28 protein-coding genes, 1 tRNA gene, 1 pseudogene and 1 riboswitch are annotated in these 22,883 nt (G+C 69.6%); of the genes and pseudogenes, 19 read left to right on the plus strand and 11 right to left on the minus strand.

Annotated features, from left to right (window positions below):
* Together CA983_RS19585 and CA983_RS19590 are read left to right on the plus strand one after the other, a co-directional pair.
* The coding region (locus tag CA983_RS19585) for an RDD family protein (protein ID WP_143645511.1) at nucleotides 1-653 on the plus strand (653 nt) is incomplete at its 5' end.
* Between the two features lie 118 nt (nucleotides 654-771).
* On the plus strand, nucleotides 772-1,512 hold the full coding sequence (locus CA983_RS19590) for an RDD family protein (RefSeq protein WP_086602210.1): 741 nt from the start codon (nucleotides 772-774) through the stop codon (nucleotides 1,510-1,512).
* Between the two features lie 44 nt (nucleotides 1,513-1,556).
* Here CA983_RS19590 and CA983_RS19595 read toward each other — a convergent pair whose 3' ends face one another.
* Complete coding sequence (locus CA983_RS19595) at nucleotides 1,557-1,841, minus strand: hypothetical protein (RefSeq protein WP_086602211.1); 285 nt, start codon at nucleotides 1,839-1,841, stop codon at nucleotides 1,557-1,559.
* A gap of 436 nt (nucleotides 1,842-2,277) precedes the next feature.
* Between CA983_RS19595 and CA983_RS19600 the strand changes: the two genes are divergently transcribed.
* A complete protein-coding gene (locus tag CA983_RS19600) occupies nucleotides 2,278-4,635 on the plus strand; it encodes an immune inhibitor A domain-containing protein (protein ID WP_086602212.1) in 2,358 nt (785 codons plus the stop codon).
* A 122-nt stretch (nucleotides 4,636-4,757) separates the two neighbouring features.
* A complete protein-coding gene (locus CA983_RS19605; protein WP_086602213.1) occupies nucleotides 4,758-5,102 on the plus strand; it encodes a hypothetical protein in 345 nt (114 codons plus the stop codon).
* A gap of 25 nt (nucleotides 5,103-5,127) precedes the next feature.
* On the opposite strand, the gene CA983_RS19610 is transcribed toward CA983_RS19605, so the two are convergent.
* Entirely contained in the window at nucleotides 5,128-5,718 is a 591-nt protein-coding gene (locus CA983_RS19610; protein WP_086602214.1) for an isochorismatase family protein, read from the minus strand.
* 115 nt (nucleotides 5,719-5,833) lie between these two features.
* Complete coding sequence (locus tag CA983_RS19615; protein WP_086602215.1) at nucleotides 5,834-7,180, minus strand: nicotinate phosphoribosyltransferase; 1,347 nt, start codon at nucleotides 7,178-7,180, stop codon at nucleotides 5,834-5,836.
* A gap of 97 nt (nucleotides 7,181-7,277) precedes the next feature.
* On the opposite strand from CA983_RS19615, the gene clpS reads away from it, so the two are divergent.
* From clpS to CA983_RS19650, 7 genes are all read left to right on the plus strand, one after another.
* Nucleotides 7,278-7,595 (plus strand): ATP-dependent Clp protease adapter ClpS, encoded by a 318-nt coding sequence (gene clpS, locus CA983_RS19620; protein WP_020270284.1) that lies wholly within the window; start codon nucleotides 7,278-7,280, stop codon nucleotides 7,593-7,595.
* A gap of 32 nt (nucleotides 7,596-7,627) precedes the next feature.
* Nucleotides 7,628-8,236 carry a DUF2017 domain-containing protein gene (locus CA983_RS19625; protein ID WP_086602216.1) on the plus strand — a complete coding sequence of 203 codons (609 nt, stop codon included), beginning with the start codon at nucleotides 7,628-7,630 and terminating at the stop codon, nucleotides 8,234-8,236.
* Between the two features lie 340 nt (nucleotides 8,237-8,576).
* A complete protein-coding gene (locus CA983_RS19630) occupies nucleotides 8,577-10,001 on the plus strand; it encodes an amino acid permease (RefSeq protein ID WP_086602217.1) in 1,425 nt (474 codons plus the stop codon).
* Nucleotides 10,002-10,154: 153 nt separating this feature from the next.
* On the plus strand, nucleotides 10,155-10,586 hold the full coding sequence (locus CA983_RS19635) for a M67 family metallopeptidase (RefSeq protein WP_086602218.1): 432 nt from the start codon (nucleotides 10,155-10,157) through the stop codon (nucleotides 10,584-10,586).
* A 108-nt stretch (nucleotides 10,587-10,694) separates the two neighbouring features.
* Nucleotides 10,695-10,790 (plus strand): putative leader peptide, encoded by a 96-nt coding sequence (locus tag CA983_RS49200; protein WP_020270288.1) that lies wholly within the window; start codon nucleotides 10,695-10,697, stop codon nucleotides 10,788-10,790.
* Between the two features lie 114 nt (nucleotides 10,791-10,904).
* On the plus strand, nucleotides 10,905-11,183 hold the full coding sequence (locus tag CA983_RS19645) for a MoaD/ThiS family protein (RefSeq protein ID WP_086602220.1): 279 nt from the start codon (nucleotides 10,905-10,907) through the stop codon (nucleotides 11,181-11,183).
* A 6-nt stretch (nucleotides 11,184-11,189) separates the two neighbouring features.
* Complete coding sequence (locus tag CA983_RS19650) at nucleotides 11,190-12,140, plus strand: PLP-dependent cysteine synthase family protein (protein WP_086602221.1); 951 nt, start codon at nucleotides 11,190-11,192, stop codon at nucleotides 12,138-12,140.
* 400 nt (nucleotides 12,141-12,540) lie between these two features.
* Here the strand turns inward: CA983_RS19650 and CA983_RS19655 are convergent, their stop codons facing one another.
* On the minus strand, nucleotides 12,541-12,984 hold the full coding sequence (locus CA983_RS19655; RefSeq protein WP_086602222.1) for a type II toxin-antitoxin system PemK/MazF family toxin: 444 nt from the start codon (nucleotides 12,982-12,984) through the stop codon (nucleotides 12,541-12,543).
* 211 nt (nucleotides 12,985-13,195) lie between these two features.
* Between CA983_RS19655 and CA983_RS19660 the strand changes: the two genes are divergently transcribed.
* Nucleotides 13,196-13,948: an MBL fold metallo-hydrolase gene (locus CA983_RS19660; RefSeq protein ID WP_031140084.1), complete on the plus strand. Its 753-nt coding sequence runs from the start codon at nucleotides 13,196-13,198 to the stop codon at nucleotides 13,946-13,948.
* A 63-nt stretch (nucleotides 13,949-14,011) separates the two neighbouring features.
* Here CA983_RS19660 and CA983_RS19665 read toward each other — a convergent pair whose 3' ends face one another.
* Complete coding sequence (locus CA983_RS19665; RefSeq protein ID WP_086602223.1) at nucleotides 14,012-15,274, minus strand: PTS transporter subunit EIIC; 1,263 nt, start codon at nucleotides 15,272-15,274, stop codon at nucleotides 14,012-14,014.
* Between the two features lie 176 nt (nucleotides 15,275-15,450).
* Nucleotides 15,451-16,764, minus strand: a complete 1,314-nt coding sequence (locus CA983_RS19670; protein WP_086602224.1) for a PTS transporter subunit EIIC — start codon at nucleotides 16,762-16,764, stop codon at nucleotides 15,451-15,453.
* A 163-nt stretch (nucleotides 16,765-16,927) separates the two neighbouring features.
* Between CA983_RS19670 and CA983_RS19675 the strand changes: the two genes are divergently transcribed.
* The 4 genes from CA983_RS19675 (at nucleotide 16,928) to rdgB (ending at nucleotide 19,332) form a co-directional block, all read left to right on the plus strand.
* A complete protein-coding gene (locus tag CA983_RS19675; protein ID WP_086602225.1) occupies nucleotides 16,928-17,161 on the plus strand; it encodes a PTS sugar transporter subunit IIB in 234 nt (77 codons plus the stop codon).
* Between the two features lie 138 nt (nucleotides 17,162-17,299).
* Nucleotides 17,300-18,037, plus strand: a complete 738-nt coding sequence (gene rph, locus CA983_RS19680; RefSeq protein ID WP_086602226.1) for a ribonuclease PH — start codon at nucleotides 17,300-17,302, stop codon at nucleotides 18,035-18,037.
* 142 nt (nucleotides 18,038-18,179) lie between these two features.
* Nucleotides 18,180-18,578 carry a hypothetical protein gene (locus tag CA983_RS19685; RefSeq protein WP_086602227.1) on the plus strand — a complete coding sequence of 133 codons (399 nt, stop codon included), beginning with the start codon at nucleotides 18,180-18,182 and terminating at the stop codon, nucleotides 18,576-18,578.
* Nucleotides 18,579-18,729: 151 nt separating this feature from the next.
* Nucleotides 18,730-19,332 (plus strand): RdgB/HAM1 family non-canonical purine NTP pyrophosphatase, encoded by a 603-nt coding sequence (gene rdgB, locus CA983_RS19690; RefSeq protein ID WP_086602228.1) that lies wholly within the window; start codon nucleotides 18,730-18,732, stop codon nucleotides 19,330-19,332.
* A gap of 43 nt (nucleotides 19,333-19,375) precedes the next feature.
* On the opposite strand, the gene CA983_RS19695 is transcribed toward rdgB, so the two are convergent.
* From CA983_RS19695 to bcp, 4 genes are all read right to left on the minus strand, one after another.
* A tRNA-Leu gene (locus tag CA983_RS19695) sits at nucleotides 19,376-19,448 on the minus strand.
* 16 nt (nucleotides 19,449-19,464) lie between these two features.
* A complete protein-coding gene (locus tag CA983_RS19700; protein ID WP_086602229.1) occupies nucleotides 19,465-19,959 on the minus strand; it encodes an HNH endonuclease signature motif containing protein in 495 nt (164 codons plus the stop codon).
* Nucleotides 19,956-20,609: an HNH endonuclease signature motif containing protein gene (locus CA983_RS19705; RefSeq protein ID WP_086602230.1), complete on the minus strand. Its 654-nt coding sequence runs from the start codon at nucleotides 20,607-20,609 to the stop codon at nucleotides 19,956-19,958. The genes CA983_RS19700 and CA983_RS19705 overlap by 4 nt, the downstream gene beginning before the upstream one ends.
* Before the next feature lie 150 nt (nucleotides 20,610-20,759).
* Nucleotides 20,760-21,227, minus strand: coding sequence for a thioredoxin-dependent thiol peroxidase (gene bcp / locus CA983_RS19710; RefSeq protein ID WP_086602231.1), 468 nt, complete (start codon nucleotides 21,225-21,227; stop codon nucleotides 20,760-20,762).
* 95 nt (nucleotides 21,228-21,322) lie between these two features.
* On the opposite strand from bcp, the gene CA983_RS19715 reads away from it, so the two are divergent.
* From CA983_RS19715 to CA983_RS19725, 3 genes are all read left to right on the plus strand, one after another.
* The gene (locus CA983_RS19715) at nucleotides 21,323-21,652 is read left to right on the plus strand and encodes a DUF3618 domain-containing protein (protein ID WP_086602232.1); all 330 of its coding nucleotides are present in this window, start codon (nucleotides 21,323-21,325) and stop codon (nucleotides 21,650-21,652) included.
* Between the two features lie 44 nt (nucleotides 21,653-21,696).
* The gene (locus CA983_RS19720) at nucleotides 21,697-22,053 is read left to right on the plus strand and encodes a GroES family chaperonin (protein ID WP_010040015.1); all 357 of its coding nucleotides are present in this window, start codon (nucleotides 21,697-21,699) and stop codon (nucleotides 22,051-22,053) included.
* A 55-nt stretch (nucleotides 22,054-22,108) separates the two neighbouring features.
* A riboswitch (guanidine-III (ykkC-III) riboswitch) is annotated at nucleotides 22,109-22,176 on the plus strand.
* A gap of 33 nt (nucleotides 22,177-22,209) precedes the next feature.
* The gene (locus CA983_RS19725; RefSeq protein ID WP_053669887.1) at nucleotides 22,210-22,530 is read left to right on the plus strand and encodes a DMT family transporter; all 321 of its coding nucleotides are present in this window, start codon (nucleotides 22,210-22,212) and stop codon (nucleotides 22,528-22,530) included.
* A 7-nt stretch (nucleotides 22,531-22,537) separates the two neighbouring features.
* On the opposite strand, the pseudogene CA983_RS19730 reads toward CA983_RS19725, so the two are convergent.
* A pseudogene (locus CA983_RS19730) lies at nucleotides 22,538-22,883 on the minus strand (transglycosylase domain-containing protein); the annotation flags it as partial.

Genomic DNA, 22,883 nt, shown 5'->3' on the forward strand with positions numbered 1-22,883 from the left:
GCCCCGCCGCCTCCGCCACCCCCCTCAGCGCCGGCCCCGGCGGCGGTCAGTCCTCCTGGGCGCAGCAGGTGCACCGGCTCGCCGGAGCGGGCGGCGGCGACGATCAGCCCGTCGCGCCCTGGAAGCCGCCGACCGAGGACATCTTCCAGGCGGCCGCCCGGCGCCAGGCCTCGGCCCGCCCCGCGGGGCTCGGCAGGCGGCTGGCCGCCCGGCTGCTGGACACCCTCGTCCTCGCCGGCCTCACGGCCGGGGCCGCCGTACCGCTCGGCATCAAGGCGGTCGACCACGTCAACGAGAAGATCGAGGAGGCCAGGCTCTCCGGCGAGACCGTCACGGTCTGGCTGCTCGACGGCACCACGTCGGTGTACCTCGGCATCGTCCTGGCCGTCCTGCTGCTCGTCGGCGTCGTCTCCGAGGTGCTGCCCACGGCCAAGTGGGGCCGCACCCTCGGCAAGAGGCTGATGGGTCTCGAAGTGCGGGACATCGAGGGCCACGACGCCCCGGAGTTCGGCGCGGCCCTGCGCCGCTGGCTGGTCTACAGCGTGCCCGGACTCCTCGTCGTCGGGATCGTCGGCATCGCCTGGTGCCTCTTCGACAAGCCGTGGCGCCAGTGCTGGCACGACAAGGCCGCGCACACGTTCGTGGCGGGCTGAGCGGCACCCGTACGTCCGGCACGGGAGGGCGGCGTACCACTGCGGCACCAGGTGAATCCGTACCTCGGACGGCCGCCCGCCGGATGCGGAGCCGAGGGGTTCGCGGTCGACTCGGGCCATGAGCAGTGAACCGCCCCCCGGCTCCGGTCAGCCCCCGGAAGACGATCCGTTCAGGAAGCGGCCCCCGGGCGAACAGCCCGGCGAGGGCGCGGGCTCGCCCTACGACCACGAGCCCCCGCCGTACCCGGGCGGGGGCCCCGGCGGCGGACCAGGCGGTGGCCCCGGCGATGTCCCTCCCGGCGGCGGCCAAGGCGGCGGCCCCTACGACGGTCCTCCCGGTGGTGGCCCTGGCGGCCCCTATGGCGGTTCCCCCTACGGCGGCGGCTCCTACCCCACCGACCCCCTCGCCGGCATGCCCCCGCTCGCCGACAGCGGCAAGCGCACACTCGCCCGCATCATCGACATGATCCTGGTGGGTGTCGTCGTCTGGTTGCTCACCTGGGGCTTCGACGTCAACGAGTACGACGTGGACAGCGACCGCATCGAGGTCGGCAGGTCCCTCTGGCAGTCGGCGGTCGCCGCCGTCCTCTACATCGCCTACGACACGATCCTGACCGCGCGGACCGGCCAGACCCTCGGCAAGAAGCTGCTGCACATGCGGGTGGCCAACCTGGACAACGGCGCCACGCCCTCCGGGCAGAACGCGCTGATGCGCGCGGCGGTGCTGTGGATCCCGTTCGCCTTCTGCTGCGCCTGCGTCTGGACCGCGATCTCGGGCGGCTGGAGCTTCTTCGACCGGCCCTACAAGCAGGGCCTGCACGACAAGGCGGCCAAGACGGTCGTGGTCAGCACCAATTGAGGCACAGGCGTATCAACTGGAGGTAAGAAAGGGGCACTGGGCGGTCAGGAGACCGCCCGCTCGCGCACCGGCTCCGGAGTCGAGGCCGGCGCGGACACCGAGGCCCGTACGGGTTCCTCGGGCGCGGGCTGTTCCACCGCTGCCGGGCGCTTCCCGGGCGGCGGCACCGTCATGGCGACCAGCAGCCCGAGGGCGAGCGCCGCGACGGCGGTGATCGCGATCCCCACGGCCGAACTCGTCTGTGACAGCAGCAGCAGGGCGAGAGTCGAGAAGATCACGGTGCAGGAACCGTAGGCGAGCTGTGCGGCAGTCGGACGGGGCATGGCCATCATGTCCTCGAAAGTGGGGGTGCACGGGGGTGTCGGCCTGGCATTCCGCCAGCTTCCGGGCGTTCCGCCAAGCGACTCTATTCGGCAGCGTGCCCGAGTGGAACGAACGGTAAGCGTGACCTAACCAACAGGGCCGGAGCACAGGGGGCGCACGGAGTCATGGCGTCCAGGTGGTGGACATATGCGCGCGCCCACCGGACGGTGGCACGTGCCTGCTGGGCGGCGGACATCGCTGCCCGCGAACCGGCTTGATTGTCCGTAAAACGAACATCGCCTCCGCATAGTGCACTTGACCTGTCCAAGTCAAGATCTGTCTTTTCTTCTAAACCTCTAGTCAAATGTCGTCACTTGACTACACGCGTTGATCACGCGCGCGCGGACCCCCTTCACACCAGACCCCTTCCTCCGCGCGCACGAACGCGGGGGAGGAACTCAAGTGACCAGTAGACCCTGGACGTTCAGAGCGGCGGCCATAGGCGTGGCGCTCGCGGCGGCCACGGCCACCGTCTCCGCATACGGTGTGGCCCAGGCCGACGACACCTCCGCTCCCCGGTCCACCACCGTGGACCGGCGCGACCCGGCGGATCACCAGCACGACGAGCACGACCTCGACGGCCCGCTGAGCAAGACCCAGGAGGCCCAGCGCCAGGAGGCCCTGAAGCAGGTCATATCCGGCAAGAACACGGTCAAGAACCGTGACGGCTCGAAGGTCGTCCAGCTCAAGAGCAAGAAGGGCGACAGCAAGTACGTCGAGCTCGGCCGCGAGAAGACCGACAAGATCTTCACCGTCCTGGTCGAGTTCGGCGACAAGATCAGCGAGTTCGGCGGCACGCCCGGCCCGCTGCACAACCAGATAGCCAAGCCGGACCGCGAGAAGGACAACTCCACGGCCTGGCGGGCGGACTACGACCAGGAGTACTTCCAGGACCTCTACTTCGGCACCGGCAAGAACACCGAGTCGGTGAAGAAGTACTACGAGAAGCAGTCCTCCGGCCGTTACTCGGTCGAGGGCGAGGTCTCCGACTGGGTCAAGGTCCCCTACAACGAGGCCCGTTACGGCAACAACGCGTGCGGTGACAAGAACTGCCCGAGCGTGTGGAACGTCGTCAGCGACGGTCTGAACGCGTGGGTCTCCCAGCAGAAGGCAGCTGGGAAGACCGACGCCGAGATCAAGGCGGACGTCAAGCAGTACGACCAGTGGGACCGCTACGACTTCGACGGCGACGGCGACTTCAACGAGTCGGACGGCTACATCGACCACTTCCAGGTCGTGCACGCCGGTGAGGACGAGTCCGCGGGCGGCGGCGCGCAGGGCGAGGACGCGATCTGGGCCCACCGCTGGTACGCCTTCGGTACCGACGCCGGCGCCACCGGTCCCGAGGACAACAAGCTCGGCGGGGCGAAGATCGGCGACACCGGCATCTGGGTCGGCGACTACACCGTCCAGCCGGAGAACGGCGGACTCGGCGTCTACGCCCACGAGTACGGCCACGACCTCGGTCTGCCGGACCACTACGACACCTCCGGCGGCGGTGAGAACTCCACCGGCTTCTGGACCCTGATGTCCTCCGGCTCCTGGCTGGGCACCGGCAAGAACGAGATCGGTGACCTGCCCGGCGACATGACCGCCTGGGACAAGCTCCAGCTGGGCTGGCTCAAGTACGACACCGCGAAGGCCGCGACGAACTCGTGGCACAAACTGGGTCTCGCCGAGTACAACACCAAGCACAAGCAGGCCTTGGTGGTGGAGCTGCCCAAGAAGGCCGTCACCACGGAACTCGTCACCCCGGCCCAGGGCGCCACCCAGTGGTGGAGCGGCAGCGGCAACGACCTGAAGAACACGCTGACCCGTTCCGTCGACCTGACCGGGAAGAAGTCGGCGTCGCTGACCCTCGACGGCTGGTACGAGATCGAGGCCAACTACGACCACCTCTACGCCGAGGTCTCGACCGACGGCGGCGCCAACTGGACCGCCCTGGACGGCACCGTGGACGGCAAGCCGATCCCGCGGGACGGCAGCGACAAGCCGGCCCTGAGCGGCGCGGTCGACGGCTACAAGAAGCTGGCGTACTCCCTGGACGCCTACGCGGGCAAGAAGTTCGACCTGCGCTTCCGCTACCAGACCGATGGCGGCCTGGCGATGAAGGGTTTCGCGGCCGACCGGATCGCCGTGACCGCCGACGGCACCACCGTCTTCTCCGACGACGCCGAGTCCGCGGACGCGGCCTGGACGGCGAAGGGCTTCTCCCGCATGGGCGCGTCCTTCACCAAGGACTACGCGCAGTACTACATCGCGGAGAACCGCCAGTACGTGTCGTACGACAAGACCCTCAAGGTCGGCCCGTACAACTTCGGCTTCACCGACAGCCGCCCGGACTGGGTGGAGCACTACGCGTACCAGAACGGTCTGCTGATCTGGAAGTGGGACACCTCCCAGGCGGACAACAACACCAGCGAGCACCCGGGCGCGGGTCTGCTGCTGCCGGTCGACTCGCACCCGAAGGCGATGAAGTGGACCGACGGCACGCTGATGCGCAACCGCATCCAGTCCTACGACTCGCCGTTCAGCCTGTACCGCACGGACGGCATCGAGCTGCACAACGCGGACGTCGCGACGCGCATCCCGTCGTCGAAGGGGGTGTCGGTCTTCAACGACCGAGTGAACACCTACTACGACGAGACGAACAGGACCGGTGGCGTCAAGATCACTGACACCAACACCAAGATCAAGATCATCAAGGAGGCCAAGGACGGCTCGACGATCGAGCTCGAAGTAGGCCCCGCGGCGAAGTAAATCGCGTTTTAGCAGGTCAGAGCATGATCGGCGGTGACCCACTGGCGGGTCACCGCCGATCCGTGTTTAGGTGCGTCCTGTGGCTCGCTTATTGACACCGACCGACACGGGGGTATGACCACATGGCCGCAGGAGGTTTCTGCAAGCTGCCGAACGGCACGGTGGTGGTGGCACTGAACCTGCCCAGCCCCGCCGCCGACGGCCCCGGCGCCGTCCGCGTACTCGTCCACGCGGTGAACCGCGCCCGAGCCCTGACCAGGCTCCGCAACCTCGGCCTGCGCTCGGTCTACCTGCGCGGCAACGCCGCGCCGCCGTCCCCCGACGAGATCACCGCGGTCCTGCACCACCCCGACGGCCTGATATGGCGCACGGCCCCTGACAACGGTGTCGTGGGCGGCCCGGACCTCGTCCTGGAGCTGTGGCGCCCGATCAGAGCCCTCCTGCGACGCCCGACGGCCCAGACCTGACCCTCAGTGGCCACGGGGCACGGGGTCACTGGACGACCGGTTTGCCCGACAGCTCCACGCCGGCCTCGCGCAGCTCCTCCAGGGCCCGCTCGGTGGTCTCCGGTGCCACCCCGGCCGTGAGGTCGAGGAGGACGTGGGTGCGGAAGCCCTCCTTCGCGGCGTCCAGGGCCGTGGCCCGGACGCAGTGGTCCGTGGCGATACCGACCACGTCGACCTCGGTGACCTCCCGGGAGCGGAGCCAGTCGGCCAGTTCGGTGCCGTTCTCGTCCGTGCCCTCGAAGCCGCTGTACGCCGCCGCGTACGCGCCCTTGTCGAAGACGGCGTCGACGGAGCCGGACGCGACGGCGGGGGCGAAGTTCGGGTGGAAGCCGACGCCCTCCGTGCCGGCGACGCAGTGCGCGGGCCAGGAGCGGACGTAGTCGGGGTTGGTCGAGAAGTGGCCGCCAGGGGCGATGTGGTGGTCGCGGGTGGCCACGACGTGCTGGTAGCCGGACCCGGCCGCCTGGCCGATCAGCTCGGTGACGGCGGCAGCCACATCGGCACCGCCGGCCACCGCGAGGCTGCCCCCCTCGCAGAAGTCGTTCTGCACGTCTACGACGATCAAGGCGCGGCGCATGGTCGGTGTCCTTCGGCTATGAGGTCGGCAAGCCCGGCCGGTGCACTTCCGAGCCTATTGACATGGAGGAGGAGACGGGAGGGGGCACGAGTCGGCGCATCGCGGCACACCGCAATTAGCTACCCGAGGCGCCGTGCGCGTACTCCGTCGGAATGACGGGCTCTCCGCGCGAGAGCTGCGTGGCCGACATCGGGAGCCCCGCACGCGCCGCCGCGTGCCGGTCCCGCGCCGCGTCCAGCGGCTCACGGGCGACGACCTCGCCGCCCTTGACCAGCTCCACCAGCAGCTGCCGGTCGGCCAGGTCGCCCGGCACCGGGCCGGTGCCGATCACTTCCGCCTCGGCGACCCCGTACGCGTCCAGCCGCCGCGCGGCCCACTTGCGCCCGCCGACGGACGTCTTGCCCCCGCTGGACTTCTTCGCCACCGGCAGCAGCGGCGCCTTCGGGTCGGCGGACTCGGCCCGCGCCACCAGCTTGTAGACCATCGAGGACGTCGGGTGCCCGGACCCGGTCACCAGCTGCGTACCGACGCCGTACGCGTCCACGGGCGCCGCCGCCAGCGACGCGATCGCGTACTCGTCCAGGTCCGAGGTCACGATGATCTTCGTGTCGGTCGCGCCCAGCTCGTCCAGCTGCTGCCGCACCCGGTGCGCCACCAGCAGCAGATCGCCGGAGTCGATCCGCACGGCACCGAGCCCCGTCCCGGCGACCTCGACGGCCGTACGGACCGCCTCGGTGACGTCGTAGGTGTCCACCAGCAGCGTCGTGCCCCGCCCCAGCGTGTCCACCTGCGCCTGGAAGGCGTCCCGCTCGCTGTCGTGCAGCAGGGTGAAGGCGTGGGCGGAGGTGCCGACCGTGGGGATGCCGTAGCGGAAGCCGGCGGCCAGGTCCGAGGTGGTCGCGAAACCGCCCACGTACGCGGCCCGGGACGCCGCCACCGCCGCCAGCTCGTGCGTGCGCCGGGCGCCCATCTCGATCAGCGGCCGGTCGCCGGCGGCCGACGACATGCGCGAGGCGGCCGCGGCGATCGCCGAGTCGTGGTTGAGGATCGACAGGATCACGGTCTCCAGCAGCACGCACTCGGCGAAGGTGCCCTCGACCCGCATGATCGGCGAGCCCGGGAAGTACACCTCGCCCTCGGGATAGCCCCAGATGTCCCCGCTGAAGCGGTAGCCGGCGAGCCACTCGAGGGTCTCCTCGCCGACGATCTCGCGCTCGCGCAGGAAGTCGAGGACGCCCGCGTCGAAGCGGAAGTTCTCCACCGCGTCCAGCACCCGTCCGGTGCCTCCCACCACGCCGTAGCGGCGCCCGTTCGGCAGGCGCCGGGTGAAGACCTCGAACACGCTCCGCCGCTCGGCCGTGCCCGCCTCCAGAGCGGCCCGCAGCATCGTCAGCTCGTACTGGTCCGTGAAGAGCGCCGTCGAGGGAACATTCACCGGCAGCCCAAGGTCCGCTGTGTTCATGAGCGGGATCGTACCCCCATTTCGTCAGTTTGACGATTTGCATCAAGGCCCCCGGCTTCCAGGCCCGTTTGTGCGACTACCCCCCTCGGGTGGCAGCATGGGCAGTGTGACGTCACCCGCGCCCCTGGAGATCGAACGGACCGAGTCGGCGGAGGAGGTCTTCGCCGTACCGGAGCCGGACCTCCCCTGGGTCACCATCGTCCACAACGACCCGGTCAACCTCATGAGCTATGTGACGTACGTCTTCCAGACGTACTTCGGCTACTCCAAGGACAAGGCCACCAAGCTCATGCTCGACGTCCACCACAAGGGCCGGGCGGTCGTCTCCAGCGGCAGCCGCGAGGAGATGGAACGCGACGTGCAGGCCATGCACGGCTACGGCCTGTGGGCCACCCTCCAACAGGACCGCAAGTAGCCAGCTCCCCGCCCAGCAGCGAAAAGGCGTTCATGCCCGGAACCTTCGAACCGCTTCCCGGCGGCGGCGCGGCCGTCGCCCTCGACGACGTCGAGATCTCCATCATCCGGTCGCTGGCCGTCCAGCTCCTGGAGCTCATCGGCCCCGGCCCCGCCGAGGACGCCGGCGACGACCCGCTCGCCGAGCTGTTCGCGGACGGCCCGAGCGAGCCGCCCGCCGACCCGGTGCTCAAACGCCTCTTCCCGGACGCCTACAGCGACCCCGAGCAGCCCTCCTCGCCCCGGGACGCCGAGGAGCAGCGGGCGTACTCCGCCGAATTCCGCCGCTACACCGAGAACGACCTGCGGGCCGGCAAGCGGGACAACGCCCTCGCGGTGATCCGCTCCCTGGACGCGCTCTCCTCGGCCTCGGCCGGCGAGGGCGGCGCGGTGCTGAAGCTGTCGGTGGAGGAGTCCCAGCGGTGGCTGGGCGCCCTGAACGACCTGCGGCTCGCGATCGGCTCGCGGCTGGACATCACCGACGAGGAGGACACCGACCTCCTCTACCGCCTCCCGGACGAGGACCCGCGCAAGCCGATGGTGATGGCCTATCTGTGGCTGGGTGGACTCCAGGAGACGCTGGTCGGAACGCTTATGCCCTGATCCGTGCAGGTTCTGTGACCGCCGGATGACCGATCGGTGTTCGCTCAGAGGACACTCAAATCCGGATAACGATCGCGTCACCGTGTCCGCCTTCTATGCCGACTTCGGCTGCACTTTGTCCGGTTTCCCTGTGCGGTACGTCACAAGCCACCTCTGTGATCAGTGTTGCGGCCGTGATAAATCTTCACGACCGCCCGGCCGACACCACCCGAATGTCCGGCCGGGTGCGCCACCGAGCCGGCAACCGCCGGCCAGGCACCGCTCCATCAATCCGGGGGGATCGAGACCCGATCCGAGGCCGACGAAGGTCCGGGTCGGCATGGAGAAAGGCGCACCACACATGACCTCTGCGCAGGTCGACACGGAAAACGTCCCCGAGGAGGGGTACGAGCGCGGACTGGGCAGTCGCCAGGTCCAGATGATCGCGATCGGCGGCGCCATCGGCGTCGGCCTGTTCATGGGTGCCGGAGCGAACATCGCCAAGGCCGGGCCCAGCATCATCCTCATGTACGCCCTCGCGGGCGTCGTCATCTTCTTCATCATGCGGGCGCTGGGCGAACTGCTCCTCTACCGGCCCGTCTCGGGCTCCTTCGCCGAGTACGCCCGCGAGTTCCTCGGCCCGTTCTTCGGGTTCGTCACGGGCTGGACGTACTGGCTCATGTGGGTGGTCACCGGCATGGCCGAGCTCACGGCCGCCGCGATCTACATCCACTTCTGGTTCCCGGAGATCCCGCAGTGGGTCAGCGCCCTGGTCTTCCTGGTGGTGCTCTTCGGCGTCAACCTGATCTCCGTCAAGATCTTCGGCGAGGTCGAGTTCTGGTTCTCGATGATCAAGGTCACGGCCATCATCGGCATGATCGTCATCGGTCTCGGCGTGCTCACCCTCGGCTTCTCCGACGCCGGTGACACCGCCACCGTCTCCAACCTCTGGTCGCACGACGGCTTCTTCCCGAACGGCATCGGCTCCAGCCTGATGACGCTCCAGGGCGTCATGTTCGCCTACCTCGCCGTCGAGCTCGTCGGCGTCACCGCGGGCGAGTCCGAGAACCCCGAGAAGACCCTGCCCAAGGCCATCAACACCCTGCCCTGGCGCATCATCGTCTTCTACGTCGGCGCGCTGCTGGTGATCCTCTCCGTCGTCAAGTGGACCGAGTTCTCCGCCGGCGAGAGCCCGTTCGTCCACGCCTTCGGCGAGATCGGCATCCCGCTCGCTGCGGGCATCGTCAACTTCGTGGTGCTCACCGCCGCCCTGTCGTCCTGCAACTCGGGCATGTACTCGACCGGCCGGATGCTGCGCGACCTGGCCGCCAACAGCGAGGCACCGCAGGCGTTCGGCAAGCTCAACGCCCGCAAGACGCCCGCCGTCGGCATCACGGTCTCCGTGGCGCTCATGGGCATCGGCGTCGTCCTGAACTACGTCGTCCCCGAGAAGGCGTTCCTCTACGTCACCTCCGTCGCCACCGCGGCCGGCATCTGGACCTGGATGATGATCCTCGTCAGCCACATCCGCTACCGCGCCGCGGTCGACGCGGGCCGGCTGCGCGCCTCGTCCTTCCCCGCCCCCGGCGGTGCGCTCTTCAGCTGGGTCGCGCTCCTCTTCCTCATCGGCGTGACCTGCATGATCGCGTACGACAAGGACGCGCGGATCTGCCTGTACGTCGCGGCCGGCTGGGCCGTCGCCCTGGGCGTCGGCTGGGCGGTGCTCAAGAGCCGCAACCCGCAGATCGCAGAGCGCCGCGACGCGGAGTTCGAGAAGGTCGGCTGAGTTCCGGAAAGGCCGGCCACGAACCAGCCAGGACGCCCAGCCGCAGGGAGTACTCGTGGCACCCCCTGCGGCTGCCGCTCAGGGCGTCCGGCATGTGGGCCGTTCCGTACCAGCCATCGGTACGGGACGGCCCCTCTGCTTATCCTGACGAACATGCTGACCATCACCCAGGCCCTCGTCGACCAGATCGTCGCCCACGCGCGCAAGGACCACCCCGACGAGGCGTGCGGCGTCGTGGCGGGTCCGGCGGGCTCCGACCGCCCCGAGCGCTTCATCCCGATGCTCAACGCGGCCATGTCGCCCACGTTCTACGAGTTCGACTCCGGCGACCTGCTCAAGCTCTACCGCGAGATGGACGACCGTGACGAGGAGCCGGTGGTGATCTACCACTCCCACACGGCGACCGAGGCCTACCCCTCCCGCACCGACATCTCGTACGCGAACGAGCCCGGCGCGCACTACGTCCTCGTCTCCACGGCCGACACCGACGGGGCCGGCGAGTTCCAGTTCCGCTCGTTCCGCATCGTCGAGGGCGAGGTCACGGAGGAAGAGGTCGAAATCGTCGAGGCGTACCGAGCGGGCTGAACAGCGCTGAACAGGTCTGAACAGGGCGGTCTCACTCCCCGGCCGGAAAACGTCCGCGATGTGGGATCACATTCCAGAACCCGGACCGGGAATCGATACGATGAGCGCATGGTTTTCCACGACGTGAGCGACAAGACGCCGGGCATGCTGCTCGTGGCGCGGCTGCACGTCGACCTGTGCAGGCTCGCCAGCGCCATCTGTTGACGCCGACCCCTGCCGCCGTACGGCCGTGAGCCGCGGCGCCGCACACACGCACCACCCCGCTGTTCTTGCGCTGCCGCGCGCCCGACTGACTACTCCCGACAGGAGCCCTGAGCCATGGCCATCGAGGTCCGCATCCCGACCATCCTCCGCCAGTACACCGACGGTCAGAAGGCGGTGGGGGGCAGCGGTGACACCCTCGCCGAGCTGTTCGCCGACCTCGAGACGCGGCATGCCGGCATCCAGGCCCGCATCGTGGACGGCGACCAGCTGCGCCGCTTCGTCAACGTCTACCTGAACGACGAGGACGTGCGCTTCCTCGACGGCATCAACACCAAGCTGACGGACGGCGACAACGTCACGATCCTGCCGGCCGTGGCCGGCGGCATGGTCTGATCACCGATGCGATACGACTCACCCCTGGCCGCGGTCGGCAACACCCCCCTGGTGCGCCTGCCGCGGCTGTCGCCGTCCGCCGACGTCCGTATCTGGGCGAAGCTGGAGGACCGCAACCCGACCGGGTCGGTCAAGGACCGCCCGGCCCTGCACATGATCGAGCAGGCGGAGAAGGACGGCCGCCTGACCCCGGGTTGCACGATCCTCGAGCCCACGTCGGGCAACACCGGCATCTCCCTGGCCATGGCGGCGAAGCTCAAGGGCTACCGCATCGTCTGCGTGATGCCGGAGAACACCTCACGGGAACGCCGGGACCTGCTGGCCATGTGGGGCGCCGAGATCATCTCCTCCCCGGCCGCGGGCGGCTCCAACACCGCCGTGCGCGTCGCCAAGGAGCTCTCGGCCGAGCACCCGGACTGGGTGATGCTCTACCAGTACGGCAACCCGGACAACGCGGGCGCCCACTACGCGACGACGGGCCCCGAGATCCTCGCGGACCTGCCCTCCGTCACCCACTTCGTGGCGGGCCTCGGCACCACCGGCACGCTCATGGGCGTGGGCCGCTACCTGCGCGAGAACAAGCCGGACGTCCAGATCATCGCGGCCGAACCGCGCTACGACGACCTGGTCTACGGCCTGCGCAACCTCGACGAGGGCTTCGTCCCCGAGCTGTACGACGCGTCGGTCCTCACCAGCCGCTTCTCGGTCGGCTCGGCGGACGCGGTCACCCGCACCCGCGAGCTGCTCCAGCAGGAGGGCATCTTCGCCGGCGTCTCCACGGGCGCCGCGCTGCACGCCGCGCTCGGCGTGGGCAAGAAGGCCGTCAAGGCCGGCGAGCCGGCCGACATCGTCTTCGTCGTCGCCGACGGCGGCTGGAAGTACCTGTCGACGGGCGTCTACACGGCGCCCACGACAGAGGAGGCCATCGAGACGCTCCAGGGGCAGCTCTGGGCGTAACCCGACGGCGAATCAGAGGAGAAGGGCCGGAGTGAGAACTCCGGCCCTTCTGCGTTTCCGGCCTTCTGGGTTTCCGGCCAGGCGCCGACCGCGGTCGTTCGCTGCCGCGCTGGTGCCGTACCTGCTGCTCGGACGGCCGTGGCGAGGGCGTCGGCCGACGGCTGGGATCACCGCCCGGGCCTCGGCGCGGGGCGGCGCGGTCGTCGTACCCGGCCGCCGTGTCCGGCCGTCCCGCCCGGTCGTCGTGTCCGGTCGACCGCCCAGTCGACGCGCCTGGCCGATCCGCCCGGCCCTCGCGGTCCGGTCAACGCGCCTGGCCGACCCTCCCGGTCGACGCGCCCGCCCCGCAGCCGGTCCGGTGGCATGTCCCCGTGGGACGCCGCGCAGGGAATCCCGGCTCTCAGCCGGCCAGATACCGCACCTGGTCCCACAGTGCCGGGTCCACCACCCCGACCCGTCGGCGGAAGCCCCACACCGGGACCTCCCGCAGTTCGTCCGTCTCCAGGAAGCTCGCGCGGCCCTGGGTGTCGCCGACCGAGCCCGGGGGGAGGGGGATCACGCCGGCGCGCTCGTGCCGGAAGCGGGTGGTGATCTTGGCGACGGTCGCCCGCTCCCCGCGCACCGCCAGCACCAGGCAGGGCCGGTCCTTCGTGCGGGCCTCGTCCTCGTAGGGAACGTCCGCCCACCAGATCTCCGCCGGCTGCGGCAGGCCCGCAACCGTGACGGTTCCCACCGCCGTCCGGCCCCGCCGCGCCGACGACCGCCGCCCCCAGCCGTCGACGAGCGTGGCGACGAGCGCGAGCAGTAGCACCGCGGCGAGCGCCAGCCACCAGGACGTGTCCATACTGAGACGGTACCGGCGCCGTCCCTCCCACGCGCCCCCCTCACAAGGATCACGCCGGGCCCTGCCAGCCGAACCGGTGACACCACAGGTGAGTTCGCCCACAACGGCCCTTGGCGGAGGAGCGACCGGAGGTTTCGCGCCTTACGCTCGACGCACCGCACGACCCCCGACGCCCCTCTCAGACATTCCCGCCAGCGGAGGTTTCTGCTTCATGAAGCTCACCGTCGTCGGCTGCTCGGGGTCGTTCCCGTCCGCGGAATCGGCCTGCTCGAGCTACCTCGTCGAGGCCGACGGCTTCCGGCTGCTTCTCGACCTGGGCAACGGTGCCCTGGGTGAGCTGCAGCGCCACTGCGGTCTCTACGACCTCGACGCGATCTTCCTCAGCCACCTGCACGCCGACCACTGCATCGACATGTGCGCGTACTTCGTCGCGCGCTACTACCGCCACGACGGCGGCCGCTGCGACCCACTCCCCGTCTTCGGCCCCGAAGGCACGGAACACCGGCTGACCACCGCCTACGCGGACACCCCCTCCGCCTCCTCCATGAGCGAGGTCTTCGACTTCCACACGGTCAAGCCGTCCACCTTCGAGCTCGGCCCGTTCACGGTGCACACCGAGCGGGTGGCCCACCCCGTGGAGGCGTACGGCATCCGGATCGAGCACGGCGGCAAGGTCCTGACCTACTCCGGCGACACCGGCGTGAGCCCCGCCCTGGACGAACTCGCCCGGGACGCCGACCTGTTCCTGTGCGAGGCCGCGTTCACGCACGGCAAGGAGAACATCCCCGACCTGCACCTCAACGGCCGCGAGGCGGGTGAGACGGCGGCCCGGGCCGGTGCCCGCCGCCTGGTCCTCACCCACATCCCGCCGTGGACGGACCCCCAGGTCAACGTCGCCGACGCCCGCGAGGTCTACGACGGTCCGGTGGACCTCGCCGCACCCCGGCAGACGTACGAGATCTGAAGGCCCGGCACACGGAAGGCCCTGGAACCCGAGCGGGTTCCGGGGCCTTCCGCGTGGCGCGGGTTACTTGGCCTCGGCCTTCTGCAGCTCGGCGAGTTCCTCGTCGGACTCGCGGCCCGGCGTCGGCAGGTTGAACTTGGTGATCGCGAAGCGGAAGACCACGTAGTAGACCGCCGCGAAGCACAAGCCCACCAGGGCCAGGCCCCACGGGTTGGTCGCGATGCCCAGGTTCAGGAAGAAGTCCACCGCGCCGGCCGAGAAGCCGAAGCCGTCCTTCATGCCCAGCGCCCAGGTCAGCGCCATCGAGACACCGGTGAGCACCGCGTGGATCGCGTACAGCACCGGGGCGATGAACATGAAGGTGAACTCGATCGGCTCGGTGACGCCCGTGACGAACGAGGTCAGCGCGAGGGAGATCATCATGCCGCCGACGACCTTGCGGCGCTCGGGCCGGGCGCAGTGCACGATCGCCAGGCACGCGGCCGGAAGCGCGAACATCATGATCGGGAAGAAGCCGGTCATGAACTGGCCGGCGCTCGGGTCGCCCGCCAGGAACCGGGCGATGTCGCCGCTCTTGCCCTCATAGGTGCCGGCCTGGAACCAGGGGAAGGAGTTCAGCAGGTGGTGCATGCCGATCGGGATCAGGGCGCGGTTGGCGACACCGAAGATGCCCGCGCCGACGGCCCCGGAGCCCACCAGCCACTCGCCGAAGTTGTGCAGGGCCGTGCCGAGGACCGGCCATATGTAGCCGAAGACGATGCCGATGAGCAGGCCCGCGAAGGCGGCGAGGATCGGGACCAGGCGGCGACCGCCGAAGAAGCCCGCCCAGTCGGGCAGCTTGGTGCGGTGGAAGCGCTGGTAGAGCAGGGCGACGACGAGGCCCATCACCACGCCGCCGAGCACTTTGGCGTCCACCGGCGCGTCCGTCATGACGACCTTGCCGTCGACGGCCGTCGCCACCTTGGGCAGGTTCGGGTCGGTGAACGTGGCCAGCACGTTCTTGAAGACCAGGTAGCCGACGACGGCGGCGAGAGCGGTCGAGCCGTCCGACTTCTTCGCGAAGCCGATCGCGATGCCCACGGCGAACAGCAGCGCCATGTTGTCGAGGATCGCGTTGCCGCCCGCGGCCATGAAGCCGGCGATCTTCGTCAGGAAGGCGGGGAACTCGGGGCGGCCCAGCATGTCGTCGTTGCCGAGGCGGACCAGCAGGGCGGCGGCGGGCAGCACGGCGACGGGCAGCATCAGGCTGCGGCCGATGCGCTGCATGACGGCCATCACGGCCGACCCCTTGCTCGGGCTCGCGGGCGCGGCTGTGTCTGTGGACATCAACTTCCTCCAGGGGGCACAGCGCCGCCCAGGAAGATTTCGACGGGGGACGGCGGCGTCTCAAAGAAAGGGGAACGCGGTCAGCGCCGCGCTACCTCCACCACTGAGTGGTGTAGACCAGTTGTAGCACGGTAGGCCGAACGAGCGGAACCCGCCAATTCCGCCCGCCCCGACGATCACGCCTTGGCGCTGTCCTCGACTTCCTCCTCGGGCTCGCGCCCCGGAGTCTTCAGGTCGAACTTCGTGATCGCGAACCGGAAGATCACGTAGTAGAGGAGCGCGAAGCACAGGCCGATCGGGACGATCAGCCACGGCCTGGTCGCCAGATTCCAGTTGATGACGTAGTCGATCAGCCCCGCCGAGAAGCTGAACCCGTCCTTCGCGCCGAGCGCCCACGTCACCGCCATCGACACCCCCGTCAGCAGCGCGTGCACCGCGTACAGCGCGGGCGCGATGAAGAGGAACGAGTACTCGATCGGCTCGGTGATGCCCGTGACGAACGACGTCAGCGCCACCGACAGCATCAGGCCACCGACCTCCTTGCGCCGCTCCGGCCGCGCACAGTGCGTGATCGCCAACGCCGCCGCCGGCAGCGCGAACATCATGATCGGGAAGAAGCCCGTGGTGAACTGCCCGGCGTCCGGATCCCCGGCCAGGAACATGTTGATGTCACCGTGCACCACCGTCCCGTCCGGCTTGGTGTACGAGCCGAACTGGAACCAGATGGGCACGTTCAGGAACTGGTGCAGCCCGATCACCAGCAGCGCCCGGTTCGCCACCCCGAAGACGCCCGCGCCCCACGCGTCCAGACCGTCCATCCAGTCGCTGAAGCTCTCCAGCGCGTCACCGACCGGCGGCCACACCCACAGACACAGCCCGGCGAACACGATCGCCACGAACGCCATGATGATCGGCACCAGCCGCCGCCCGTTGAAGAACCCCAGCCAGTCCACCAGCCGCGTCCGATGGAACCGCGCCCAGAAGAACGCGGCCAGCAACCCCATCACGATCCCGCCGAACACCCCCGGATTCTGGAACGTGAACGCCGTCACCGTCCGGTCCCCGTCGGTCACCTGGCACCCGACGTTCGGCACCGCCACCGACCCCTCGGGGCAGTCCTCCGGAAACTGCCGCAGCACCGTGAAGTAGACGAGGAACCCCACCACCGCCGCCAGCGCCGTCGACCCGTCCGACTTCCTCGCCATCCCGATCGCAACGCCCACACAGAACAGCAGTGGCAGCCCCAGCGAACTGTCCAGCAGCGCCCCGCCCGCCCCCACCATCACCTTCGAGACGTTCGTCCAGCCCAGCCCGTCGTCCCCGAACACATCAGGCTGCCCCAGCCGGTTGAGGATGCCCGCCGCCGGCAGCACCGCGATCGGCAACTGAAGGCTGCGGCCCATCTTCTGAAGGCCCTGGAACAGCCGATTCCAGCGAGCACGGGCGGGAGCGGCGGCGGCCTCGGCGCCGGCGGGGCTGTCGGCACTCATTCCGGTCCCTTTGTCGAGAGGCAGGCTCGTGGTGTAGACCAGTCGAACGGGCGGTCGCACACTGACGTGACGCCATCCTTCGGCACGCACGACATGACCGCTCGCAAAGTTGGGCCAACTGTGGGTTACTGCGACAAAGCGGTTCGGATCAGGGAGAACGAACATGGCCACCAAGGCTGAGAAGATCGTTGCCGGGCTCGGCGGCATCGACAACATCGAAGAGGTCGAAGGCTGCATCACCCGCCTCCGCACCGAGGTCGTGGACCCCGCCAAGGTCGACGAAACCGCCCTGAAGGCCGCCGGCGCCCACGGCGTCGTCAAGATGGGCACCGCGATCCAGGTCGTCATCGGCACCGACGCCGACCCCATCGCCGCGGAGATCGAAGACATGATGTGAAGCGCGGGGATCGTCCCGGGCTTCACCCCCTGACGGACCCCCCGGGGTCACCCCCGACAGACCACCCGAGGTCACCTGTGAGGGCCCCTTCCCACCGCGGGAGGGGCCCCTTCCGCATGTACGGATAGGCTCAGCGGCATGTCTCGAATCGACGGCCGCACCCCCCAGCAACTCCGCCCGATCACCATCGAACGCGGCTGGAGCAAGCACGCCGAAGGCTCCGTCCTCGTCTCCTTCGGCGACACCAAGGTCTTCTGCACCGCCTCCGTCACCGAAGGCGTCCCGCGCTGGCGCAAGGGCAGCGGCGAAGGCTGGGTCACCGCCGAGTACTCCATGCTGCCCCGCTCCACCAACACCCGCGGCGACCGCGAGTCCGTCAAGGGCCGCATCGGCGGCCGCACCCACGAGATCAGCCGCCTCATCGGCCGCTCGCTCCGCGCCGTCATCGACTACAAGGCCCTCGGCGAGAACACCATCGTCCTCGACTGCGACGTCCTCCAGGCCGACGGCGGCACGCGCACGGCCGCCATCACCGGCGCCTACGTGGCACTCGCGGACGCCGTCGCCTGGGCCCAGCGCAAGAAGCTCATCAAGGCCGGCCGCCAGCCCCTCACCGGCACCGTCAGCGCCGTCTCCGTCGGCATCGTCGGCGGCGTCCCCCTCCTCGACCTCTGCTACGAGGAGGACGTCAAGGCCGACACCGACATGAACGTCGTCTGCACCGGCGACGGCCGCTTCGTCGAAATCCAGGGCACCGCCGAGGCCGAACCCTTCGCCCGCGAGGAACTCAACGCCCTCCTCGATCTCGCCGTCGCCGGCTGCACGGAACTCGCCGCCCACCAGCGAACGGCGCTTGATACCGTCCTCGGAAAGTAAAGGGCGCGCCAAGACAGGTGCTCGGCACGGGCAACCGCGCCGAGCACACTCGCGTCTGAAGGAGTACGGGCGCACGGCTCATCCCTGTGCGCTCGGCCAGCCACACGGGCCGCCCGGCCCGACCGACGAGAGGGACCGTTCCATGGCCGCGAGCCGCCGACGCCGCACCGCCGCCGTCGCCGCCACCCTGGCGGCCGTCGCGCTGACCGCCGGACTCACCACCGGCTGCGCCGCCGTCGACAAGGCGCTGGACTGCGTCCAGACCGCCGACGCCATCGCCGACAGCGTCACGGAACTCCAGCAGGCCGTCGACAACGCGGCCAACGACCCGACGCGGCTCGACGAGTCCCTCGACTCCATCGACAAGAACCTGGACAAGATCGGCGACAAGACCGACAACGCCGACGTCAACAAGGCCGTCGACGACCTCAACCAGGCCGTCGGCAACGTCCGTACGGCGATCAAGAACGGCGACGAGACGCCCGACATCAGCCCGGTCACGGACGCGGCGGGCGAACTGACGAAGGTCTGCACGCCGTAGCGCCGCGCCGGCTGGGCCGGGCTACTCGTCTGCCGGGTTGCGATGGTGGCAGGTGCGGGTGCGTGGGGGCTGATCGCGCAGTTCCCCGCGCCCCTTGGGTGTCGCACACCGGCCGCTTCGAGGGGCCTGGGCCGCTCGTTACTGTGTGGCCATGAGTCGCTTGATCCTCGCCACCCGTAACGCCGGAAAGATCACCGAACTTCGCGCGATCCTCGCCGAAGCCGGGCTGCCCCACGAACTCATCGGTGCCGACGCCTACCCGGACATCCCCGACGTCAAGGAAACGGGCGTCACCTTCGCCGAGAACGCGTTGCTGAAGGCCCACGCCCTCGCCCGGGCGACGGGCCTGCCCGCGGTCGCCGACGACTCCGGCCTCTGCGTCGACGTCCTCAACGGCGCGCCCGGCATCTTCTCCGCCCGCTGGTCCGGCCGCCACGGCGACGACAAGGCCAACCTCGACCTGCTCCTCGCCCAGCTCTCGGACATCGCCGACGAACACCGCGGCGCCCACTTCGCCTGCGCGGCGGCACTGGCCCTGCCGGACGGAACGGAGCGGGTGGTGGAGGGGCAGCTACGGGGCGTCCTGCGTCACGAGCCGACGGGCTCGGGCGGCTTCGGCTACGACCCGATCCTCCAGCCGGAGGGCGAGACCCGAACCTGCGCGGAGCTGACTCCGCAGGAGAAGAACGCGATCAGCCATCGGGGGAAGGCGTTTCGGGCACTGGTGCCGGTGGTTCGGGAGCTGCTCGGCTGACTGAACAGCCCCGCACCTTGCAGTGCGGGGCTGTTCCTCTGTGTACGCCCGGTCGGATTCGAACCGACAGACACGACCACCTAAAGGTCGCCGCTCAGCCGTTGGCGTACGGGCGCCCAGCGGTTTTCTACTCTACTGGGCGAGATTATGTCGTCGCTGCCCGCCTCGGCACCAGGTGCTCGTGACGGCGTGGCAGTTGGGACACAGCAACCGCAGATTCTCCAGCCGGTCGTCGCTCCAGTCCCCGTTGACGTGGTCCACCTCCAGGGTCATGGGCTTGCCGAGCCACTCGGGGCCGATGCCGCACTCCGCGCACTGTTCCGGTACGCCCACCTCGCGAAGCGCCCGCCGGAGCACAACCGTGCGGGTCCGGCGCTCGCCGTCATGCTTGACCAGGATGTCCTCAGGACGTCTGGCCATGGCAGGTCGGGACTTCCCACGCTGGTGGGCCTGTCCCAGGAAGTGCTCGGTCGTGAGCTGGTCCTCGGTGATCCACCGGCGCAGATGCGCGCGCTGGCTGCCGCTGCTCGGGAGTCCCAGTCGGCGCAGCACCTCCGCGATGGAGACGGACTCGGCGACCGCGACGCGCAGTTCCTCGGGAGTGGGACGTGCTCGCCGAAGGCTCATGAGGCCCGCCCCCGCGCACGTCCTTTGCCACGCCCTCGGTAACGATCCGTCGTCGCATGGCAGTTGGGGCACAGGAGGCGAAGGTTCTCGATCCGGTTGTCCTGCCAGCGGCCGTTGACGTGGTCGACCTCCAGCGGGAGTGGTTGGCCCCGCCAGACCGCCTCGGTGCCGCACAGGGCGCACCGTTCCGCTACTCCCGAGGCCGTCATCGCCCACTTGAGGCGATCGCTCGGAATGCGCCGGGCGCGATGTGCCGGCTGCTCGACGAGGACGGCCTCCGGGGTCCGCGGACGCCAGGCTTTCCCACGCCTCGTCGGCACCTGGAAGTGCGACGTGTCGATGCCGTACGCCTTGATTGTGCGGCTGATGTGCGTGTGATGCCCCCCGACCACATCCAGCCCGAGGTGCCGCAGCACCTCGCACGTGTTCGTCGACGCCGCGACCGCCCGCTCAAGGACGTCTCTCGTCCACTTCACCCCCTCCCGTTCGAAGTGCGACACGTCCACCCCGAGCTTCTTCATCCGCTCGTGCACATACCGCCGCGTCGGACTCCTCGGATCCACCCCCAACCGCACCAACGCCTCAGACAACGTCCGCGCCCCGCGAGCCGCCTCCTCCAGCCGCTCCCTCGGATACGCACTGGCCCCCATCGAGCCCCCTCCGTTCCGCCACCCTCGACCACCCGTTCGTGATCTCGTACGGAGCAGCGAACCGTTTATCGGACAGTCACGCACGAAATGCGGAACGGCTCGTACCGGGCCACTCCGGTACGAGCCGTTCCAGAAACCAGGCGGTGGGACTCAGACCCCCAGATCCTTGATGATCTTGGCCACGTGCCCCGTCGCCTTGACGTTGTACAGGGCCCGTTCGACCTTGCCCTCCTCGTCCACGATCACCGTGGAGCGGATGACGCCGACGACCGTCTTGCCGTACAGCTTCTTCTCGCCGTAGGCGCCGTAGGACTCCAGGACCTGCTTGTCCGGGTCGGCCAGCAACGTGACCTTGAGGGACTCCTTGTCGCGGAACTTGGCCAGCTTCTCGGGCTTGTCGGGGGAGATGCCGATCACCTCGTAGCCCGCGCCGGCCAGCAGCTCCAGGTTGTCCGTGAAGTCGCATGCCTGCTTGGTGCAGCCGGGGGTGAGGGCGGCCGGGTAGAAGTACACGATGACCTTGCGGCCCTTGTGGTCCGACAGGGACACCTCGGTGCCGTCGGCGTCGGGCAGGGTGAAGGCGGGGGCCACGTCCCCCGGCTGGAGTCGCTCGCTCATCGGACCAGCCTAACCGGGGGTCGGGACAGTGTGATGAGCCGTGGAGCTGACAGACTGTCCGGCACAGGCTTCACACCGACTTCGGAGGCGACACGGTGGCGGACACGGCGGACACCAGGACCCCGGCGCAGATCGAGGCGGACATCAGGCGCCGCCGCGCGACCCTGGCCGAGACCCTCGACGAGATCGGGGTGCGGGTGCACCCGAAGACGATCGTCGGGGACGCGAAGGCCAAGGTCGCGTCCAATATCGATCACACCCTCGGGCGCGCGTATGTCGAGGTCAATCGGGCCGTCACCGATGTGCGGGCCCGGTTCGTGGACGAGAACGGGGCGCCGCGGCTGGAGCGGGTCGTGCCCGTCGCGCTCGTCGTCGTCGGAGTGGTCGGGCTGCTCGCCGTCGGCACGCGGCGGCGCAAGGGCTGACCCGACCGCGTACGTCCACGGGGAAGACAGGTAGGTTTCAGGGCGTGAGCGCCAAGAGAAACGAGCACAGCACCCATCCCGACAAGCTGCCCATCCGGATGCTGCACGACCGCGTACTCGTGCGGCAGGACACCAGCGAGGGCGAGCGGCGTTCCGGCGGCGGCATCCTGATCCCCGCGACGGCGGCGGTCGGCCGGCGGCTGGCCTGGGCCGAGGTCGTCGCGGTGGGGCAGAACGTACGGACCGTGGAGCCGGGCGACCGGGTTCTGTTCGACCCGGAGGACCGTGCCGAGGTCGAGGTGCGCGGTATCGCGTACGTGCTCATGCGCGAGCGTGATCTGCACGCCGTGGCCGCGGACCGGTTCGAGGGCTCGGAGGACTCGACGGGCCTCTATCTGTAGTCCGGGCAGCAGCGCGATGGGGCCGGTGACGGGAGTCACCGGCCCCTTCGTCATCGCTTTGCTACGTTGGAGGGACCCCCGACGAGACGCGCCGTACCGGGACGAAGGCAAAGACGACGCACCCGCACCGTCAGCCCGTTTCCCGGAGGTGCCGTCATGGCCTGGGTTCTGCTCGTCGTCGCCGGTCTGCTCGAAGTCGGGTGGTCGGTCGGTATGAAGTACACCGACGGTTTCACGCGCCCGCTCCCCAGCGTTCTCACCGGTGCCGGCATCGTCGCCAGCATGCTGCTGCTGTCCCAGGCCGCCAGGACCCTGCCCATCGGTACCGCCTACGGCGTGTGGGTGGGCATCGGGGCGGCCGGGGCGGCGGTGTTCGGCATGGCCGTGCTGGGGGAGCCGGCCACCGCCGCCCGGATCTTCTTCGTGTGCCTGCTGCTGGTCGCCGTGGTGGGGCTGAAGGCGACCTCGGGTCACTGAGGCCGGCCTATTCGCGGCGAGCGCCCTGCGGGACCACGCCCCAGCCGGGGCCCGTCGGCCCGCCGGTCGCGCCGCCGTCGGTCTCGTCTCCGCCGCCCTCCGTCGTACCGCCGTCGGTCGTGCCGCCGCCGGTGGCGGTGCCGCCGTCGCCGGTCCCGCCGTCCGAGGTGCCGCCTCCGGTCGGGGACTCGCCGCCCGTGCCGCCGCCGGTGGTGCCGCCGTCGGTCTGGCCCTGGGTGCGCCCCTCGGGTGCGCTCGGGCTCTGGCCGGGCGTCTCGGTGCCGGTGTCCTGGCCGCCGGTGGACGTGCTGCCGCCGTCGGTGGTGCCGCCCGGGGTGGGGTCGGCCGGGGGC

Source organism: Streptomyces swartbergensis (assembly GCF_002148965.1).
In the GTDB taxonomy this organism is placed as follows: Bacteria; Actinomycetota; Actinomycetes; order Streptomycetales; family Streptomycetaceae; genus Streptomyces; species Streptomyces swartbergensis.